This window comes from Bradyrhizobium elkanii USDA 76, from assembly GCF_023278185.1.
Taxonomy (GTDB): domain Bacteria; phylum Pseudomonadota; class Alphaproteobacteria; order Rhizobiales; family Xanthobacteraceae; genus Bradyrhizobium; species Bradyrhizobium elkanii.
In genome coordinates this window covers 3,707,137-3,724,627 of sequence record NZ_CP066356.1, presented here as the reverse complement: position 1 = coordinate 3,724,627, position 17,491 = coordinate 3,707,137, and the positions used below count along the sequence as shown (strand labels likewise).

General features: G+C 64.1%; 15 protein-coding genes, 1 pseudogene and 1 riboswitch. Of the genes and pseudogenes, 8 read left to right on the top strand and 8 right to left on the bottom strand.

The genetic code is table 11. The annotated features are described in order from the left end of the window. Window positions 1-40: 40 nt before the first annotated feature. Together JEY66_RS17930 and JEY66_RS17925 are read left to right on the top strand one after the other, a co-directional pair. The gene (locus JEY66_RS17930) at window positions 41-1,255 is read left to right on the top strand and encodes an NADP-dependent isocitrate dehydrogenase (protein WP_016848511.1); all 1,215 of its coding nucleotides are present in this window, start codon (window positions 41-43) and stop codon (window positions 1,253-1,255) included. 36 nt (window positions 1,256-1,291) lie between these two features. Then, window positions 1,292-1,792 (top strand): DUF3455 domain-containing protein, encoded by a 501-nt coding sequence (locus tag JEY66_RS17925; protein ID WP_050994324.1) that lies wholly within the window; start codon window positions 1,292-1,294, stop codon window positions 1,790-1,792. A 114-nt stretch (window positions 1,793-1,906) separates the two neighbouring features. Here JEY66_RS17925 and JEY66_RS17920 read toward each other — a convergent pair whose 3' ends face one another. Next, on the bottom strand, window positions 1,907-3,157 hold the full coding sequence (locus JEY66_RS17920) for a cyclic nucleotide-gated ion channel (RefSeq protein WP_018272438.1): 1,251 nt from the start codon (window positions 3,155-3,157) through the stop codon (window positions 1,907-1,909). Window positions 3,158-3,168: 11 nt separating this feature from the next. After that, window positions 3,169-5,856, bottom strand: a complete 2,688-nt coding sequence (alaS, locus tag JEY66_RS17915) for an alanine--tRNA ligase (protein WP_026192991.1) — start codon at window positions 5,854-5,856, stop codon at window positions 3,169-3,171. 202 nt (window positions 5,857-6,058) lie between these two features. Next, window positions 6,059-6,147, top strand: a riboswitch (glycine riboswitch). Between the two features lie 141 nt (window positions 6,148-6,288). On the opposite strand from alaS, the gene gcvT reads away from it, so the two are divergent. From gcvT to JEY66_RS17895, 4 genes are all read left to right on the top strand, one after another. Continuing rightward, a complete protein-coding gene (gcvT, locus tag JEY66_RS17910) occupies window positions 6,289-7,434 on the top strand; it encodes a glycine cleavage system aminomethyltransferase GcvT (protein WP_016848515.1) in 1,146 nt (381 codons plus the stop codon). A gap of 20 nt (window positions 7,435-7,454) precedes the next feature. Beyond that, window positions 7,455-7,820 carry a glycine cleavage system protein GcvH gene (gene gcvH, locus JEY66_RS17905; protein ID WP_016848516.1) on the top strand — a complete coding sequence of 122 codons (366 nt, stop codon included), beginning with the start codon at window positions 7,455-7,457 and terminating at the stop codon, window positions 7,818-7,820. A gap of 22 nt (window positions 7,821-7,842) precedes the next feature. After that, on the top strand, window positions 7,843-10,731 hold the full coding sequence (gcvP, locus tag JEY66_RS17900) for an aminomethyl-transferring glycine dehydrogenase (protein ID WP_016848517.1): 2,889 nt from the start codon (window positions 7,843-7,845) through the stop codon (window positions 10,729-10,731). A 163-nt stretch (window positions 10,732-10,894) separates the two neighbouring features. After that, window positions 10,895-11,332, top strand: coding sequence for an acyl-CoA thioesterase (locus JEY66_RS17895; protein ID WP_016848518.1), 438 nt, complete (start codon window positions 10,895-10,897; stop codon window positions 11,330-11,332). A 17-nt stretch (window positions 11,333-11,349) separates the two neighbouring features. Here JEY66_RS17895 and JEY66_RS17890 read toward each other — a convergent pair whose 3' ends face one another. From JEY66_RS17890 to JEY66_RS17880, 3 genes are all read right to left on the bottom strand, one after another. Then, the gene (locus tag JEY66_RS17890; protein ID WP_210290989.1) at window positions 11,350-12,333 is read right to left on the bottom strand and encodes a hypothetical protein; all 984 of its coding nucleotides are present in this window, start codon (window positions 12,331-12,333) and stop codon (window positions 11,350-11,352) included. A gap of 181 nt (window positions 12,334-12,514) precedes the next feature. Next, window positions 12,515-13,603, bottom strand: coding sequence for a recombinase RecA (recA, locus tag JEY66_RS17885; protein ID WP_016848520.1), 1,089 nt, complete (start codon window positions 13,601-13,603; stop codon window positions 12,515-12,517). A gap of 696 nt (window positions 13,604-14,299) precedes the next feature. Further along, window positions 14,300-14,521 (bottom strand): hypothetical protein, encoded by a 222-nt coding sequence (locus JEY66_RS17880; protein WP_016848522.1) that lies wholly within the window; start codon window positions 14,519-14,521, stop codon window positions 14,300-14,302. Window positions 14,522-14,525: 4 nt separating this feature from the next. Here JEY66_RS17880 and JEY66_RS17875 point away from each other — a divergent pair. Further along, a pseudogene (locus JEY66_RS17875) lies at window positions 14,526-15,011 on the top strand (IS1 family transposase); the annotation flags it as partial. Window positions 15,012-15,197: 186 nt separating this feature from the next. On the opposite strand, the gene JEY66_RS17870 reads toward JEY66_RS17875, so the two are convergent. Next, window positions 15,198-15,701 carry a hypothetical protein gene (locus JEY66_RS17870; RefSeq protein WP_244620924.1) on the bottom strand — a complete coding sequence of 168 codons (504 nt, stop codon included), beginning with the start codon at window positions 15,699-15,701 and terminating at the stop codon, window positions 15,198-15,200. Window positions 15,702-16,563: 862 nt separating this feature from the next. Between JEY66_RS17870 and JEY66_RS17865 the strand changes: the two genes are divergently transcribed. Further along, window positions 16,564-16,767, top strand: coding sequence for a hypothetical protein (locus JEY66_RS17865; protein ID WP_016848526.1), 204 nt, complete (start codon window positions 16,564-16,566; stop codon window positions 16,765-16,767). Window positions 16,768-16,835: 68 nt separating this feature from the next. Here the strand turns inward: JEY66_RS17865 and JEY66_RS17860 are convergent, their stop codons facing one another. Further along, window positions 16,836-17,066: a hypothetical protein gene (locus JEY66_RS17860; protein WP_016848527.1), complete on the bottom strand. Its 231-nt coding sequence runs from the start codon at window positions 17,064-17,066 to the stop codon at window positions 16,836-16,838. 97 nt (window positions 17,067-17,163) lie between these two features. Continuing rightward, complete coding sequence (locus JEY66_RS17855; RefSeq protein ID WP_172647669.1) at window positions 17,164-17,466, bottom strand: hypothetical protein; 303 nt, start codon at window positions 17,464-17,466, stop codon at window positions 17,164-17,166. Window positions 17,467-17,491: the final 25 nt, after the last annotated feature.

Below are 17,491 nucleotides of genomic sequence, written 5' to 3'. Positions count from 1 at the left end.
GCCGTCAAAAGCGCGCCGTTCCCAAGAGGGCCTCCCCGTCATGGCAAAAATCAAGGTATCCAACCCCGTCGTCGAGCTCGATGGCGACGAGATGACCCGGATCATCTGGCAGTACATCAAGGACAAGCTGATCAACCCGTTCCTGGATGTCGAACTGCTCTATTTCGATCTGGGCATGGAATACCGCGATGAGACCAACGACCAGGTGACCATCGACGCCGCCGAAGCCATCAAGAAGGTCGGCGTCGGCGTCAAATGCGCCACCATTACCCCCGACGAGGCCCGGGTGAAGGAGTTCGGCCTGAAGCAGATGTGGAAGTCGCCGAACGGCACCATCCGCAACATCCTCGGCGGCTGCATCTTCCGCGAGCCGATCATCTGCAAGAACGTGCCGCGCCTGGTTCCCGGCTGGACCAAGCCGATCATCATCGGCCGCCATGCCTATGGCGACCAGTACCGCGCCACCGACATCAAGTTCCCCGGCAAGGGCACGCTGTCGCTGAAGTTCGTCGGCGAGGACGGCACCGTGATCGAGAAGGAAGTGTTCAAGGCGCCCGGCGCCGGCGTCGCGATGGAGATGTACAATCTCGACGACTCCATCACCGATTTCGCCCGCGCCTCGTTCAACTACGGCCTGATGCGCAACTACCCGGTCTATCTGTCGACCAAGAACACGATTCTGAAGGTCTATGACGGCCGCTTCAAGGACATCTTCCAGGACGTCTTCGACCGCGAGTTCAAGAAGGAATTCGACGCCAAGGGCCTGACCTACGAGCACCGCCTGATCGACGACATGGTGGCCTCGGCGCTGAAATGGTCCGGCGGCTATGTCTGGGCCTGCAAGAACTATGACGGCGACGTGCAGTCCGACACCGTGGCCCAGGGCTACGGCTCGCTCGGCCTGATGACCTCGGTGCTGCTCACCCCGGACGGCAAGACCGTGGAAGCCGAGGCCGCCCACGGCACCGTGACCCGCCACTACCGCGAGCACCAGAAGGGCAAGGAGACCTCGACCAACTCGATCGCGTCGATCTTCGCCTGGACCCGTGGCCTCGCCCATCGCGCCAAGCTCGACAACAACGAGGCGCTGGCGAAGTTCGCCACCACCCTGGAGAAGGTCTGCGTCGCCACCGTCGAAGAGGGCTACATGACCAAGGACCTGGCGCTGCTGGTCGGCGCCGACCAGCGCTGGCTCTCGACCACCGGATTCCTCGACAAGGTGTCCGACAACCTCGTGAAGGCGATCGCGGCCTGAGGCCGTCATCCTGGGAAGACAGGTGCGAGCATGACCATGGCCCTTGTCAGAGCCGTCGTGCTCGCATCGTTCTCGCTCACCGGGTCGGCGGCATTTGCTGCCGGTCCCCTGCCCGACGCCGTCGCGGCGCCCGGCGAGTCCCCGGTCCTGTCGGTCCATGCCGAGGGCGTGCAGGTCTATGAGTGCAAGCCGGTCACCGACGGCAAGCTCGCCTGGTCGTTCCGCGAACCGGTCGCCACCCTGATTGCCGAGGACCGCACGGTCGGCCGGCATTATGCGGGTCCGAACTGGGAGCATGTCGACGGCAGCGCCGTGACCGCCCGCACCGCCGGCAGCGCGCCCGGCACCACCGCCGCCGATATTCCCTGGCTGAAGCTCGATGTGATCGCCCACCGCGGCAACGGCCTGCTCTCCGGCGTCGCAACCGTGCAGCGGATCAACACCTCGGGCGGCGAGCTCAGCGGCGCCTGCGACAAACCAGGCGCGCTGAAGGGCGCGGCCTACTCGGCGGATTACGTGTTCCTGCGGAGAGACTGAGCCTAAAGCCTGATGAGATTAGGTTGAGTTGGAACGGCGTCGAAAGGTCACCTCTCCCTTGGGAGAGGTGAACCGAGGCCGCGCCAAGCCGATTCAACCAAAACTGATCCCGCTTTAATCGCGGATGCCGCCGTCTGTCTCGCACGGCGCCTGGGCGATCTCTGCGGCGGCCAGGTCGCCGCCGGCCGCGATCGGGTCGGCGAGCCGCGCCTCGGCGGTCTCCCGGACATGGGCGGCGAGCGCCGGCATGCGCGCGATCAGGGCATGGAAGTCCTGCGCATCGAGCACCAGGAGCTTGGTCTTGCGCGTCGCCGTCACCGTGCCGGAGCGGCTGGTCCGCCGCAGCAGCGCGATCTCGCCGAAGAACGCGCCGTCGGAAAGCCGCACAAGCTGGCTCGGCAGGTCGATCTCGACCTCGCCCGCGGTGATGAAATACATCGATGACGCCGCATCGCCGCGCCGCACCAGGACCTCGCCGGCCTCGATGGTTTGCGACCGCAGCAGGCGCATGATGTCGGAAATATCGGCGGCGTTGAGATGCGAGAACAGCGGCACCCGCGCCAGCATGCCCCAGGTCACGACGAAGTCGCGGCGCCGGACCTCGTCGGCGAACGCGGTCGAGATGATCGCGACCGGCAGCGCGATCATCGCAAAGCCGACCACGATCGCGACCACCGTGACGGTCCGGCCGAGCGGCGTGATCGGGACGACGTCGCCGTAACCGACGGTGCCGAGCGTCACGATCGCCCACCACATCGCCTGCGGCATGGTGCCGAACTTGTCCGGCTGCACCTTGTGCTCGATGGCATAGAGCAACGAGGCGAACAGCAGCACCGCGCCGGTCAGGATCACCACGCAGCCGAACAGCGTGCGCCGCTCGGCATGCAGCGCCGCCAGCAGCGAGCGCATTGCGGTCGAATAGCGCACCAGCTTGAGGAACGGCAGCATGCCGAACAGCACCAGCGCGGTCTTGTCACCAACCGCAAGCGCGACGGCCGACGGCAGGAAGGCCAGCAGGTCGATCACGCCGAGCGTCGAGAAGGCGTATTCCAGCCGCGCCCGCGCCGGCGTCATGTCGCGCAGCGAGTGACCGACCACGCTCCAGAGGCGCGCGGCATATTCCAGCGCGAATGCGATGACCGCCGCGATTTCGATCGCCCTGAGCAGCCAGCCGACCTGCGCGTCGATCTCTGGCACCGACCCCAGGATCGCCGCAAGCACGTCGACGGCGATGACCGCGATGACGAGCCGAACAAAATGCGAGCCGCCCGAATGCGGCAGGTCATGGCGTTCGAGCAGATCGTAGAGACGGTCGCGCAGCCTGGGATCGTTGATCGTGGGCTTGAGCGGAGCCGTCGCCACCATCAGCCTCTCCGTCAGGCGCCGGCCGATGCCTGTTGACTCATGGCCTGCTCGATCGCCGACAGTGCGGCATTGGCCTTGGCCCCGTCGGGGCCGCCGGCCTGCGCCATGTCGGGGCGGCCGCCGCCGCCCTTGCCGCCGAGCACTTCGGAGCCCTTGCGCACGAGCTCGACCGCGTTGAACCGCGCGGTCAGATCGGCGGTGACGCCGACCACGATGCCGGCCTTGCCGTCCTCGGTGACGCCGACGATCGCGACCACGCCCGAGCCGATCTGCTTCTTGCCGTCGTCGACGAGACTCTTGAGATCCTTGGTCTCGACGCCCTCGACCGCGCGTGCCAGCAGCTTGACGTTGCCGACCTCGCGAACGGCTGAGGCGGCGCCGTTGGACGCACCGCCGCCACCCATCGCGAGCTTCTTGCGGGCGTCAGACAGATCGCGCTCGAGCTTCTTGCGCTCCTCCATCAGCGCGGCGATGCGCGCCGGCACGTCGTCGATCGTGGTGCGCAGCTCCAGCGCCGCGGTCTTGGCCAGCGCGATGGTGTCGTTGGCATGCTTGCGCGCGTGATGTCCGGTCAGCGCCTCGATGCGGCGCACGCCGGACGCGACCGCGCCCTCGCTGGTCACCGAGATCATGCCGATGTCGCCGGTGCGGCGGACATGGGTGCCGCCGCAGAGCTCGACCGACCAGCCAAGCGCGTTCTGGCCGTGATCGCGGGCACCCTTGCCCATCGACACGACGCGAACCTCATCGCCGTACTTCTCGCCGAACAGCGCGCGGGCGCCGGCCTCACGGGCATCGTCGACGCCCATGACCCGGGTCGTGACCTCGTCATTCTCCAGCACGACATCGTTGGCGATGTCCTCGATCCGGGCTAGTTCTTCCGGTGTGATCTGCTTCGGATGCACGAAGTCGAAGCGCAGCCGGTCCGGCGTGACCAGCGAGCCGCGCTGGGCGATGTGATCGCCGAGGACCTGGCGCAGCGCCTCGTGCAACAGATGCGTCGCCGAATGGTTGGCGCGGATCGATGAGCGCCTGCTGTGATCGACCTCGAGCTGCAGTGCGGTGCCGACGCCGAGCGTGCCCTGCTCCACCGTGCCAAGATGCACGAACAGATCGCCGGCCTTCTTCTGCGTGTCGGAGACGCGGAACTTGACGCCCTCGCCGGTCAGCACGCCGGTATCGCCGACCTGGCCGCCGGACTCGCCGTAGAACGGGGTCTGGTTCAGCACGATCGCGCCGCTCTCGCCGGCGTTCAGGCTCTCGACCTCGGCGCCGTCCTTGATCAGCGCCGTCACCGCGCCTTCCGCGCTCTCGGTCTCGTAGCCGAGGAATTCGGTCGCGCCGAGCTTCTCGCGCAGCGGGAACCAGATCGCCTCGCTCGCCGCCTCGCCCGAACCTGCCCAGGAGGCGCGCGCCTTCACGCGCTGCCGCTCCATCGCGTCGGTGAACGACGCCTGGTCGACGCTGATGCCGCGCGACTTCAGCGCGTCCTGCGTCAGATCGAGCGGGAAGCCGTAGGTGTCGTACAGCGTGAACGCGGTGTCGCCGTCGAACATGTCGCCCTTCTTGAGGCCGGCGCTCTTCTCGTCGAGGATCGACAGGCCGCGCGCCAGCGTCTTGCGGAAGCGCGTCTCCTCCAGCCGCAGCGTCTCCTCGATCAGCTTCTCGGCGCGGACCAGATCCGGATAGGCCTGGCCCATCTCGCGGACCAGCGCCCAGACCAGGCGATGCATCAGCGGCTCGCTCGCGCCCAAGAGCTGCGCATGGCGCATCGCACGGCGCATGATCCGGCGCAGCACGTAGCCGCGGCCCTCGTTCGACGGCAGCACGCCGTCGGTGATCAGGAACGCCGACGAGCGCAGATGATCCGCAATCACGCGGTACGAGGCCAGGTTCTGCTCGCTCGGCCCGTGGCCGAGGGCCGACGCCGCCGCATCGATCAGGTTACGGAACAGATCGGTCTCGAACACGCTCTCGACGCCCTGCAGGATGCAGGCCATGCGCTCCAGCCCCATGCCGGTGTCGATCGAGGGACGCGGCAGCGCCACGCGCTCCTCCTTCGTCACCTGCTCGTACTGCATGAACACGAGGTTCCAGAATTCGAGGAAGCGATCGCCATCCTCCTCCGGGCTGCCCGGAGGGCCGCCCCAGATGTGCTCGCCACGGTCGATGAAGATCTCGGAGCACGGACCGCACGGGCCGGTGTCGCCCATCGCCCAGAAATTGTCCGAGGTCGGGATGCGGATGATGCGGTCGTCCGAGAAGCCCGCGATCTTCTTCCAGTAGCCGGCCGCCTCGTCGTCGGTGTGGTAGACGGTGACCAGCAGCTTGTCCTTCTTCAGCCCGAAATCCTTGGTGATTAGATTCCAGGCGAGCTCGATCGCGCGCTCCTTGAAGTAATCGCCGAACGAGAAGTTGCCGAGCATCTCGAAGAAGGTGAGATGGCGCGCGGTGTAGCCGACATTGTCGAGGTCGTTATGCTTGCCGCCGGCGCGCACGCACTTCTGCGACGTCGTGGCGCGCTGATAGGAGCGCTTCTCGACGCCGGTGAAGACGTTCTTGAACTGCACCATGCCGGCATTGGTGAACATCAAGGTCGGGTCGTTGCGCGGAACCAGCGGCGACGAGGCCACGATCTCGTGCCCGTTCTCCTTGAAGAAGTTCAGAAATGTCGACCTGATGTCGTTGACGCTGCTCATGTTCATCCAATCGGAAAAAGGGGCCGGCCAGCCGCAAAAAGGCGTCATTTTCCGGCCGAACGCTTTTAGACATTGCCAGCTGCGGTGTCCAGAAACTGTGCAGGCGGATCATGGGCTTGCCGCGGCAGCACAAAGCCCATTGGATAGTTGCTGCAGCTGCGTTGACAGTCTTGGTGGCGCCGTGTTTTCTACCTACCTATACCTAGTCACGTCGGGAGAGACCGGCCTTACCGCCGGCGCCGAAGGAGCAACCGCCCCGGAAACTCTCAGGCAAAAGGACCGCGTGACGTCTGACATCTGGAAAGAGACGCTGGGGTTCGCCCCGATGCGTCCGCCGACGGGATAATACTCTCAGGCACAGCGACAGATGGGGCTTTCTGCAGGTTTCTCAAGGGGAAATAGGTCCCCGACGGGAACCGCGAGGGCCCTGTGATGCTTGCAAGCGAAACTTCCCCGCTGAAACAGACCCCGCTGCACGCGCTGCACCTTGCGCGCGGCGCCAAGATGGTGCCGTTCGCCGGCTACGACATGCCGGTGCAATATGCGGCCGGCGTGTTGAAGGAGCATCTGCACACCCGCAAGGAAGCCGGCCTGTTCGACGTGTCGCACATGGGCCAGCTGGTGCTGAAGGCCAAATCCGGCAAGGTCGCCGACGCGGCGCTCGCGCTGGAGAAACTGGTGCCGCAGGACATCGTTGGCATCGCGCCGGGACGGCAGCGCTACGCTCAGTTCACCAACAACGAGGGCGGCCTGCTCGACGACCTGATGGTGGCGAATTTCGGCGATCACCTGTTCCTGGTGGTCAACGCCGCCTGCAAGGAAGAGGACGAGGCGCATCTGCGCGCGCATCTCTCCGATAGCTGCGAGATCGTGGCGCTGGCCGACCGCGCGCTGATCGCGCTGCAGGGGCCGAAAGCCGAATCGGCGCTGGCGAAACTTTGTCCAGATGTCAGTTCGATGAAATTCATGGACGCCGGTCCGCGCCGCGTCGCCGACATCGACTGCTTCGTCTCGCGCTCCGGCTATACCGGCGAGGACGGCTTCGAGATCTCGGTGCCCGCGGACAAGGCGGAAGCCCTGGTCACCGCGCTGCTCGACAATCCCGACGTGTTGCCGATCGGCCTCGGCGCGCGCGACAGCCTGCGGCTCGAAGCCGGGCTGTGCCTCTATGGCCATGACATCGACACCACGACGACGCCGGTCGAAGGCGCGCTGGAATGGTCGGTGCAGAAGGTTCGCCGCAGCGGCGGCGCCCGCGCCGGCGGCTTCCCGGGCGCCGACAAGATTCTCGCGCAATTCGCAGATGGCGCCGGGCGCCGGCGGGTCGGCCTGAAGCCCGACGGCCGCGCCCCGGTGCGCGAAGGCGCGGCATTGTTCGCCGATGCCGCCTCGACCGAGCAGATCGGCAAGGTGACCTCGGGCGGCTTCGGCCCGAGCCTCAATGCGCCGGTCGCGATGGGCTATCTGCCTACCGCCCTTTCCACGGCCGGCACCACCGTTTTCGCCGAAGTGCGAGGCCAGCGGCTGCCCCTGAAGGTCGCGGCAACGCCCTTCGTCCCCAATACCTACAAACGCTAAACGCCAAAGGATCGATCCCCATGACGACGCTGTACACGTCCGACCACGAATGGCTCCGCATCGAGGGCGACGTCGCCACGATCGGCATCACCGACTATGCGCAGTCGCAGCTCGGCGACGTCGTGTTCGTCGAACTGCCCAAGGTCGGCCGCAGCCTGAAGAAGGCCGAGGCCGCCGCGGTCGTCGAATCCGTCAAGGCCGCCTCCGACGTCTACGCGCCGATCACCGGCGAGGTGGTCGAGGTCAACGACGCGCTCGCCGCCGAGCCCGCGCTGGTCAATTCGGACGCAGGCGGCAAGGCCTGGTTCTTCAAGATGAAGATTGCCGACAAGGGCGAGCTCGGCGGCCTGATGGATGAGGCCGCCTACGCCGCGCACACCGCCTAAAGGATCACCCCGAGGATCACCCATGAACGCGCCCTTCAAGCCGATCAACGAAGCCGCCACCGATTTCGTCCGCCGCCACATCGGACCGTCGCCGCGCGACATCAACGCGATGCTCGAGACGGTCGGCGCCGCGAGCCTGCAGGCGCTGATGAATGAGACGCTGCCGGCCTCGATCCGGCAGAAGGCGCCGCTCGATCTCGGCCGGGCGCTGAGCGAGACCGAGGCGCTCGCGCATATGAGCGAGCTCGCCGCGCAGAACCAGGTGTTCACCTCGCTGATCGGCCAAGGCTATTCCGGCACCATTTTGCCCGCGGTGATCCAGCGCAACATTTTGGAGAACCCGGCCTGGTACACTGCCTATACGCCGTACCAGCCGGAGATCAGCCAGGGCCGGCTCGAAGCGCTGTTCAACTTCCAGACCATGATCTGCGACCTCACCGGGCTCGACGTCGCCAACGCCTCGCTGCTCGACGAGGCGACCGCAGCGGCGGAGGCGATGGCGCTCGCCGAGCGCCACTCGCAGGTCAAGGCAAAGGTGTTCTTCGTCGACAAGGAGGTGCATCCGCAGACGCTGGCGGTGATGCGCACGCGCGCCGCGCCGCTGGGCTGGGCGCTGGTCGTCGGCGATCCCCTGACCGAGCTCGACAACGCCGATGTGCTCGGCGCGCTGCTGCAGTATCCGGGAACATCGGGTGCGGTGCGCGACCTCAAGCCTGCCATTGCGTCGCTGCGCGCCAAGGGCGCGCTTGCGATCGTCGCGGCGGACCTGCTGTCGCTGACGCTGCTCACCTCGCCCGGCGAGCTCGGCGCCGACATCGCGATCGGCTCGGCGCAGCGGTTCGGCGTGCCGATGGGTTACGGCGGACCGCACGCCGCCTATATGGCGGTGCGCGACACGCTGAAGCGCTCGCTGCCCGGCCGCATCGTCGGCCTCTCGGTGGATTCGCGCGGGCAGCCCGCCTATCGCCTCGCGCTGCAGACCCGCGAGCAGCATATCCGCCGCGAGAAGGCGACCTCGAACATCTGCACCGCGCAGGTGCTGCTCGCCGTGATCGCCTCGATGTATGCGGTCTATCACGGTCCCGAGGGCCTGACCCATATCGCACGCAGCGTGCATCGCCGCGCCACCGTGCTTGCCGCCGGCCTGCGCAAGCTCGGCTTTGCGCCGACCAGCGAAGCGTTCTTCGACACCGTGACCGTCGAGGCCGGCGCCAGGCAGATCGAGCTCGTCACCCGCGCGCTGGCGGAGCGGATCAATCTGCGCATCGGCGCGACCACGCTCGGCATCGCGCTCGACGAGACCTCGACGCCGGAGACGGTCGAGGCGGTGTGGCGCGTGTTCGGCGGCAAGCTCAGCTATGCCGAGATCGAGGCCGGCGCGCACGAGGCGCTGCCGAAGGATCTGCGGCGCTCGAGCGCCTTCCTCACCCATCCGGTGTTCAATACGCATCGTTCCGAGACCGAGCTGCTGCGCTACATGCGCAAGCTCAGCGATCGCGACCTCGCGCTCGACCGCGCGATGATCCCGCTCGGCTCCTGCACGATGAAGCTCAACGCCACCACCGAGATGATCCCGCTGACCTGGCCGGCGTTCGGCAATCTGCATCCGTTCGCGCCCCCGGATCAGGCCAAAGGCTATCACGCGCTGTTCAAGCGGCTGGAGCAGTGGCTGTGCGACATCACCGGCTATGACGCGGTCTCGCTGCAGCCGAATTCCGGCGCACAGGGCGAATATGCCGGACTGCTGGCGATCCGGGGCTATCACTTGGCGCGCGGCGAGCCGCACCGCAAGGTGTGCCTGATCCCCTCCTCTGCGCACGGCACCAACCCGGCCTCGGCCGCGATGGTCGGCATGGAGGTCGTGGTTGTGGCGTGCGATGCGCGCGGCGACGTCGACGTCAATGATCTCCGCGCCAAGGCCGAGAAGCACTCCGCCAACCTTGCGGCGGTCATGATCACCTATCCGTCGACCCACGGCGTGTTCGAGGAGCATATCCGCGAGATCTGCGACGTCGTGCATGCGCATGGCGGCCAGGTCTATCTCGACGGCGCCAACATGAACGCGCAGGTCGGACTCTCGCGGCCCGGCGATTACGGCGCCGATGTCAGCCATCTCAATTTGCACAAGACCTTCTGCATCCCGCATGGCGGCGGCGGCCCGGGCATGGGCCCGATCGGCGTGAAGGCGCATCTTGCGCCTTATCTGCCAAGTCATCCTGAGAATCGCCATCCCGCAACCGACGGCACGACGGCGCACGCCATCGGCCCGGTGTCGGCCGCGCCGTTCGGCTCGGCGTCGATCCTGACCATCTCCTACATCTACATCCTGATGATGGGCGGCGAAGGCCTCACGCGGGCGACCGAGATCGCGATCCTCAATGCCAACTACATCGCCGCACGGCTGCAGCCGCACTTCCCGGTGCTGTACCGCAACGAGCGCGGCCGCGTTGCGCATGAGTGCATCGTCGATCCGCGGCCGCTCAAGACGACCAGCGGCGTCACCGTCGACGACATCGCGAAACGCCTGATCGATTACGGCTTCCACGCGCCGACCATGAGCTTCCCGGTGGCGGGCACGCTGATGATCGAACCGACGGAATCGGAATCGAAGTTCGAGATCGACCGCTTCTGCGACGCCATGATCGCGATCCGCGACGAAATCGCGGAGATCGAGAAGGGCCGCTGGAAGGTCGAGGCCTCGCCGCTGCGCCACGCGCCGCACACCGTCCACGACATCGCCGACGATGCCTGGAACCGGGCCTACACCCGCGCCGAGGGCTGCTTCCCGGCCGGCGTGTCGCGTTCCGACAAATACTGGAGCCCGGTCGGCCGCGTCGACAACGTCTATGGCGACCGCAACCTGGTGTGCTCATGCCCGCCGGTCGAGGACTACGCGCAGGCGGCGGAGTAGCCGGGGCGCGCCTCATCCGGACATCGAAGCATGGGTTGAGCCCTGCGGCTCAACCCACCATTTCAAAGAAAAGAGCTCGTCGCTTCGCTTGCCCGCGACCTGCATCGGTCGAAGCGGGCCGCGGGACGAACGATAGCGAGGGCCGCCCGCGGCAGGAGGAAACATGCGCGAGGAATTCTGGTTTCATTTCCCGTTCCGCGTCCGCTATTCCGAGGTCGACGCGCAGGCCGTGGTGTTCAACGCCCACTACCTGACCTATTTCGACACCGCGATCACGGAATATTTTCGCGCGCTCGGCTATGACTATCTCGGCGAAGTGGCGCGGACCGGGATCGACTTTCACACCGTGAAGTCGGTCGTCGAATACAAGGCGCCGATCCGGTTCGACGAGGACATCGAGGTCTGCGTACGGGTCGCGCGGATCGGCCGTTCCTCGATCAACCTTGCGCTCGCGATCTTTGCCAAGGGCTCCGATGACCTGCGCGCCACTGGCGAGATCATCTGGGTCGCGACCGATCAGAAGACCCATCAGTCGGTCGCGGTGACCGAGGATTTGCGGGCACTGATCGCGAGCCGCGAAAAGGCGCTGGCGCGGCAATAGGCGGGTAAGAGCCAGCGCTACAGCTTCCGCAGCGACTGGTTCCAGCGCCAAAGGTTGTCGTTGGTGAGGTGCGTGCCGCCCCACCAGCGATTGATCGGATTGTGGTCGGTGAAGTCCGCCTTGTGAGCAAGCACCGCCTTGCCAAACTCCGTCACCGACAAGCGGCTTCGCTGGAAGGCCTCCAGGCGACGTCGCGCATTATCCGGGTCGATGGAGCGCAAGCCATCGTCGAGCCCGGCAATCGCCGGTCGCGGACCATGCGCAAGGCCTTCGAGCAGCCTGCCGATTTCCATGTCGTTAAAGACGCCACGCTGGCGAAAGCCGCGGAGGTAGAACAGCGCGTTCGTCCCCATGAACCCGGCGGCGACCAGTTCAAGCAACCGCATCTCGGTCGCGCCCAGTCCGGATCGGCTCGATGGTAGATCACGAAGCAGATCAAGCAGCGCCGGCCTCAGCAAGGGAAACCCGCTCAGGTCGCGATGCACCACATCGAAACACGCCTCCGGCGTTGTCGCCTGGTACGCCTGCCAACACGCGCTCGCGATCTCGAGGTCCGCAGATCGGACATTGACAAGCGGCACCTGGTCCCAGCCACGCCACGTCTCGTGCATCGTCAACAGATCGAATGCGACAAGCCGCAATTTCAACTTGTCGACCATCGCCGGGTAAGCCCGGAAATGATCGAGCATCCAGATCAGCTGCAGCTGATCATCCGGGCCCGGATCGAACCAAAGCTCGATCACTTCGTAAGGGTCGCAAAATTCGATCAGTGCAAGATCCCTGCGCGCCCTGGCATCCTGAGATCCCTGGCCCCACGCGCTCCAGTGCGACCAGTGTCCGACTGGATTCTTGTCCGACCGCGACCCGAAATACGCCTCGAGTTCTCCTGGCGACGGCAGCGGTCCACCGACAAAGCGAAAGGCAGATGTAACAGCGACTTCGGCAAACCCCGAACGTGCCAGGGTGAGGCCGGACGGACTGGTCAGGATCAGGCGTTTCATCGGCCTAACTCTCTCGACGACACACAAAACCAAACGGGCGCCGAGGACGTCGGCAACTCAACGTCCTCAGCGCCCGCTTGCAGCGAAGTCATGTGATCGTTTGAGCATGATCTCCGCGCAAACGCTTCGCGTTTGTCGCGAGGGAAAACCGCTTCGCACTTTTCCGGATCATGCTTGAGCCTTACTCCTCCGTCGGCTCCTCGCCTTCGGCGTCGCGCTCGGGCGTGCCGGCGAGGATCTGCTCGGAGATCAGGCCGGAGTTCTGCCGGATCGCGGCCTCGATCTTGGCGGTGATGTCGGGATTCGCCTTCAGGAACGCCTTGGAATTCTCGCGGCCCTGGCCGAGCCGCTGGCTGTCATAGGAGAACCAGGCGCCGGACTTCTCGACGATGCCGGCCTTGACGCCGAGGTCGAGGATCTCGCCCATCTTGGAAACGCCCTCGCCGTACATGATGTCGAACTCGACCTGCTTGAAGGGCGGCGCCAGCTTGTTCTTCACCACCTTGACGCGGGTGGTGTTGCCGACCACCTCGTCGCGCTCCTTGATCGCGCCGATGCGGCGGATGTCGAGGCGGACCGAGGCGTAGAATTTCAGCGCGTTGCCGCCGGTGGTGGTCTCCGGCGAACCGTACATCACGCCGATCTTCATGCGGATCTGGTTGATGAAGATCACCATGGTGTGGGACTTGTTGATCGAGGCGGTGAGCTTGCGCAGCGCCTGGCTCATCAGGCGCGCCTGCAGGCCCGGCAGCGCATCGCCCATCTCGCCCTCGAGCTCGGCCTTCGGCACCAGCGCCGCGACCGAATCGACCACCAGCACGTCGACCGCGCCGGAGCGCACCAGCGTGTCGCAGATCTCCAGCGCCTGCTCGCCGGTGTCCGGCTGCGAGATCAGGAGCTCGTCGATGTTGACGCCGAGCTTGCGCGCATAGACCGGGTCGAGCGCGTGTTCAGCGTCGATGAAGGCACAAATGCCGCCCTTCTTCTGACCTTCCGCCACCGTGTGCAGCGCCAGCGTGGTCTTGCCCGACGATTCCGGCCCGTAGATTTCGACGACGCGCCCCTTCGGCAGGCCACCGACGCCAAGGGCGATATCGAGCCCGAGCGATCCCGACGACACCGTCTCGACATCCATCGAACGGTCGTTCTTGCCGAGCTTCATCACCGAGCCCTTGCCGAACTGGCGCTCGATCTGGGAGAGCGCGGCTGAGAGGGCCTTGGACTTGTCCATGGAGGATCCTTCGACGATACGCAGTGCGGTGGCGGACATTTGGGATGTGCTCCTTATGGCGGGGATTCGCTAGCGGGAAAACGGGGCGATCAGATCAGGCGGAATGCGTTGTTGATAGGAACCTTTGTACCACGTTTGTTCCATGTTCGCAATATGTTCTTTCAGGCAAGGAGGTACTGGCCTGTTTCCATCCCTAGTGGCCTGCTTTGAAATTTCGAGTGGCCTAGTTTGGATTTAACCCTGCGGCAACCAAGGGTTGGCCGATGTTCTCGGTAGGACTACTGAGGCTGTTATTGGATGTTCTAGCCCCATCAGTTCCCATGGGACGCCATTTGTTCTTGACCCAAATCAGCTAAGCGATTTCTGCAGTTCGTTCCTAGTTAGCGCGGCTTGTATGCCGAGATGACTTGGCGGAATTCGTCGTCATCATCGACGGTCAATAAACCAACGACCATCCAGCCTGCGCACAAGCCGAGAACCATCAGCGCCATTTTTAGCCACGGTCTCATAAAGGCTAATATGCCCGAAAACCAGGCATTTACCACCCCACGGCGCCTTGCCGTGGCACAAATTGCACTAGCGGCCATCCAACATTCAGGAATAGGATTTCAACCCCAAACGCAGGGGTTGTGTCATGAGCAGTGACCTACCTTTTAGGGCGCTCATCGTGGCGCTCGGGCTGAGCCCCATCGCAATAATGGCTATCGCCCTATTGATGTGAAAACGGAGGCCGCCTCAGTTGGCGGCCTCTTTCTTTTTCAGGAACGTTTTGACAGCATTGATCATGTTGATCATCTCGTCGGCATCTTCCTGTGACGTGATGTCGAACGTGCCAGTAATTCGACCTTGGCCGAACGCAACCTTAAACGGCTCAGAGGGCGCGGGCTTAGGGGCCAGCGTGCGCAGCATGTCCCCTAGAAACCGGTCAGGCTGCGGCACCTCTTGCGCAGTTTCCATGCTACCCTATCGCATGGCGATCCGCGACGCCTTTGGCGACAGCGCCTCGCATGGCGTGATCGTAAAGACCTACTCGGTAACGCACCTCGTAAAGGAAGCGCAGGGCCGTTACTCCCCGGCCGCCGTAGTAGCTGTAGATCGTGAGGTAGTATCCGGTGATCCGGATCAGTACGTTTCGACCAGCTACGTTGAGCGGCAGAACCTTTCGCTGCGCATGTCGTCGCGCCGCTTCACTCGCCTCACCAACGGCTTTTCAAAGAAGCTGGAAAACCATATTGCAGCCGTCGCGCTGTACGTCTGCCACTACAATCTCTGCCGCACCCACGAAGCCCTGCGCACGACGCCAGCGAAGGCGCTGGGCGTGACGGAGAAGGCATGGAGCGTTGCGCAGCTTGTGGACGCTGCACTCTCTGTGACCCCCGTGCTCCCCACCGAGACGCCTCCGGATCGGCGTCGGAAGTTCACGGTAATTCAGGGCGGTCGGTCATAGTTGCTGCGCAGCTACTTGGCAGCTTCTTTGGCTGCCAAGTAGTCGTCAATAATTTTCTTTGTATATTGATCTTTACCTCGCTCCGCCTTCATCACTTTCTCTAATTCCCAGACACATGATCCTATCCAAACGCCGTCTTTGAACATCCAATGAGCCGCAGAGTGGAGGACCAATTCCTCTTTCTCCTCAAAGAAGCGCATCCAGCTCAGCAATGTTTGCGACGCCGAGAGTTTTTAGCTCCTTGAACATGCCGTATGCGAGTGTCTCACCGGGTCTAATGTGGGTGCGCGCCATTTTCGCGATGGCTTTATCGAGTCGATCAACCCGCTCACTAGTTCGCATGTATGAGCCAACGGATTCGACGCTAAGCGAAATCGGCAATGGACGCGCAAGCTTTGTTGGCTCACTAGTTATTTCGGCCCCTGCGAGCTTATAGAGATCGGCCGGCGCCTTGATCAGTCTTATCGCAAAAATCGCAAACCATGTGACGACAAAGGCGAAGAAGCCAGTCACCAGCGCGTCGAGATAGGCGCTCCCGGTCATCGAGGCGCCTGAACCCGATGCAATAAATTGCAGCATGGCGGCAACCGGCGGGACGCCAAAAAACCACGACCAGTTGTTCGCAAATGCGACCGTGCCCTTAAGCGCATGTGCTGCGCAGCGGCGCCAAAACCGAATCGTCTCTCCCATCCGCTAGTCCCCCACAACCCTCTGCGGCTAGTTGTGGCAGACAAGGGCCGGTCTGATCCAGATCGGTCAAACACGGGTGGCCTATTTCGCATCTGCGAATGGCCTATTTCGGCCAGTACCGGCAAGGAGGTGCCGGCCCGCTTCCATCCACAACGGCCTGCTTTGATTTTTGGAGTGGCCTGGTTTGGGTTTAACCCCGTCGCAACCAAGGGTTAGCCGATGTTCTCGGCAGGACTACTGAGGAGGCTCTCAGATGTTCTGGCCCCATAACTTCCTGCGGGTCGCGATCTGTTCTCGCGGAATGTTTACTGGAACAATCGATCCAGCAATGCCTCTAATTGAGAGCTTCCAGCCAGACAGGTAGCCCCCCGACTGCTGGAGGAAAACCCGCCTCCGGGACGGGTTGGCGGCCCCCTGTTGGGGCCGTTTAAAATTCCGTAGTTCTCCGGCCAAGAACAAAGTTCCGGGCCGTACGACACGCCTCGCGCCCGAAGTTCCCCTGACAATCAACAAGTTAACCTGACAGGCTCGACCGCGTCAGATAACGGCTGGCACAATCTGCATACTACCTTCGTACCCCTCCTGAGCCCTGGAAAAACTCCGTAGCGTTCGACGGAAGACTCGGGTTCCGCCAGTGTTCATAACATTGGCCTGCTCATCCAACGCGGATTGCGCGGCGCTGGGCAGGCAACACGGCTGGCGACAATTCCCTGGCGACGCTGCCGGCGGACGAACCCCTTAATCCACAACGACGGCTCGAACGGGCGCGGCTTTTTCACACGATCTGTTTACGGGTGCCAATCATTACTGCAACTATTGGTTTAAATATCGACGACCGCCTTCATTCGCGGAACCGTTACAGATGATCCACAGGGGCATCGAGTTCAGCGTCACCCAGCTGATGGCGGGCGTCTGGAAATGGCGCTTCCAGATCGGCGATCGCGTCTTCACGGGCAAGACCGAAGCAAAGCTCGATCTTCTGGCGATCCGCCGCGTGCAACTGCGGATCGATCGCGAACTGAACAATCTGGAGCGGGAACGGACCCGCGGCAGCAATGGGGACTGAGGCACGGTCTATCGTGCACGCCCCGGTGCCCCTGACCGGCTGGCCCTCGCGCTTCGCTCGAAAACGTTTCAGTCCGCGCTTGCCAGCCGCCGCATCGTGAACTCGATGTCGCCGCCGGGAAGCTCGCGCCAGCTCTCGACGGCGCTCATATAGGCCGCCTTCGGGTAGCGCTTGAGAAAGTCACGCGCCCTCACGCGGGCCTGATCGCGTGGCAGACTGAAGGTCTCGCGCAGATAGCCGTCGTCCGGCTTTCGCCGCTCGGCCATCCGGCTGGCGAGATCGCGCGGACGAGACACCATGCCGCAACTCCGGACCAACTGACGACACCCCAATATAGGGGCGGCGGCGGGAGAATCCGAGTCTGCGGGAGACGGATGAGGTCGTCCCGAATGGGCGTTACTGGCTGCGCGGCGCGGCGCTTCCGGGCTGCGCCGAGCTTCCGGTCTTGGTCTTCGGCTTGGCGGGATGGGCGGCCGCCTTCGGCGGATCGCTGCGCACGACGCCCCAGGGATCGGACGATCCCTTGGCGTCGGGAATCTTGCTGAGTGAGTCCTTGTAGGCCTTGTCCCTGACCGCGTCCTGCTCCTTCTCCTCCTGGGTCTTGGTCTTGACCTCAGGCATCAGGTTGACGTTCGGCATCTGCGCATAGGCCGGCGCCGACAGCAGCACCACAACCGCGACTGCGCACAAAACTCTCATGAGTACGCTCCTTGCATTTTCGTCG

What these genes read in the sequence shown, in the direction of transcription:
- JEY66_RS17930 (WP_016848511.1), top strand. Translation starts at nt 41, where the DNA reads ATGGCAAAAATCAAGGTATCCAACCCCGTCGTCGAGCTCGATGGCGAC.
- JEY66_RS17925 (WP_050994324.1), top strand. Translation starts at nt 1,292, where the DNA reads ATGGCCCTTGTCAGAGCCGTCGTGCTCGCATCGTTCTCGCTCACCGGG.
- JEY66_RS17920 (WP_018272438.1), bottom strand. Translation starts at nt 3,157, where the DNA reads ATGGTGGCGACGGCTCCGCTCAAGCCCACGATCAACGATCCCAGGCTG.
- alaS (WP_026192991.1), bottom strand. Translation starts at nt 5,856, where the DNA reads ATGAGCAGCGTCAACGACATCAGGTCGACATTTCTGAACTTCTTCAAG.
- gcvT (WP_016848515.1), top strand. Translation starts at nt 6,289, where the DNA reads ATGCTTGCAAGCGAAACTTCCCCGCTGAAACAGACCCCGCTGCACGCG.
- gcvH (WP_016848516.1), top strand. Translation starts at nt 7,455, where the DNA reads ATGACGACGCTGTACACGTCCGACCACGAATGGCTCCGCATCGAGGGC.
- gcvP (WP_016848517.1), top strand. Translation starts at nt 7,843, where the DNA reads ATGAACGCGCCCTTCAAGCCGATCAACGAAGCCGCCACCGATTTCGTC.
- JEY66_RS17895 (WP_016848518.1), top strand. Translation starts at nt 10,895, where the DNA reads ATGCGCGAGGAATTCTGGTTTCATTTCCCGTTCCGCGTCCGCTATTCC.
- JEY66_RS17890 (WP_210290989.1), bottom strand. Translation starts at nt 12,333, where the DNA reads ATGAAACGCCTGATCCTGACCAGTCCGTCCGGCCTCACCCTGGCACGT.
- recA (WP_016848520.1), bottom strand. Translation starts at nt 13,603, where the DNA reads ATGTCCGCCACCGCACTGCGTATCGTCGAAGGATCCTCCATGGACAAG.
- JEY66_RS17880 (WP_016848522.1), bottom strand. Translation starts at nt 14,521, where the DNA reads ATGGAAACTGCGCAAGAGGTGCCGCAGCCTGACCGGTTTCTAGGGGAC.
- JEY66_RS17870 (WP_244620924.1), bottom strand. Translation starts at nt 15,701, where the DNA reads ATGGGAGAGACGATTCGGTTTTGGCGCCGCTGCGCAGCACATGCGCTT.
- JEY66_RS17865 (WP_016848526.1), top strand. Translation starts at nt 16,564, where the DNA reads ATGATCCACAGGGGCATCGAGTTCAGCGTCACCCAGCTGATGGCGGGC.
- JEY66_RS17860 (WP_016848527.1), bottom strand. Translation starts at nt 17,066, where the DNA reads ATGGTGTCTCGTCCGCGCGATCTCGCCAGCCGGATGGCCGAGCGGCGA.
- JEY66_RS17855 (WP_172647669.1), bottom strand. Translation starts at nt 17,466, where the DNA reads ATGAGAGTTTTGTGCGCAGTCGCGGTTGTGGTGCTGCTGTCGGCGCCG.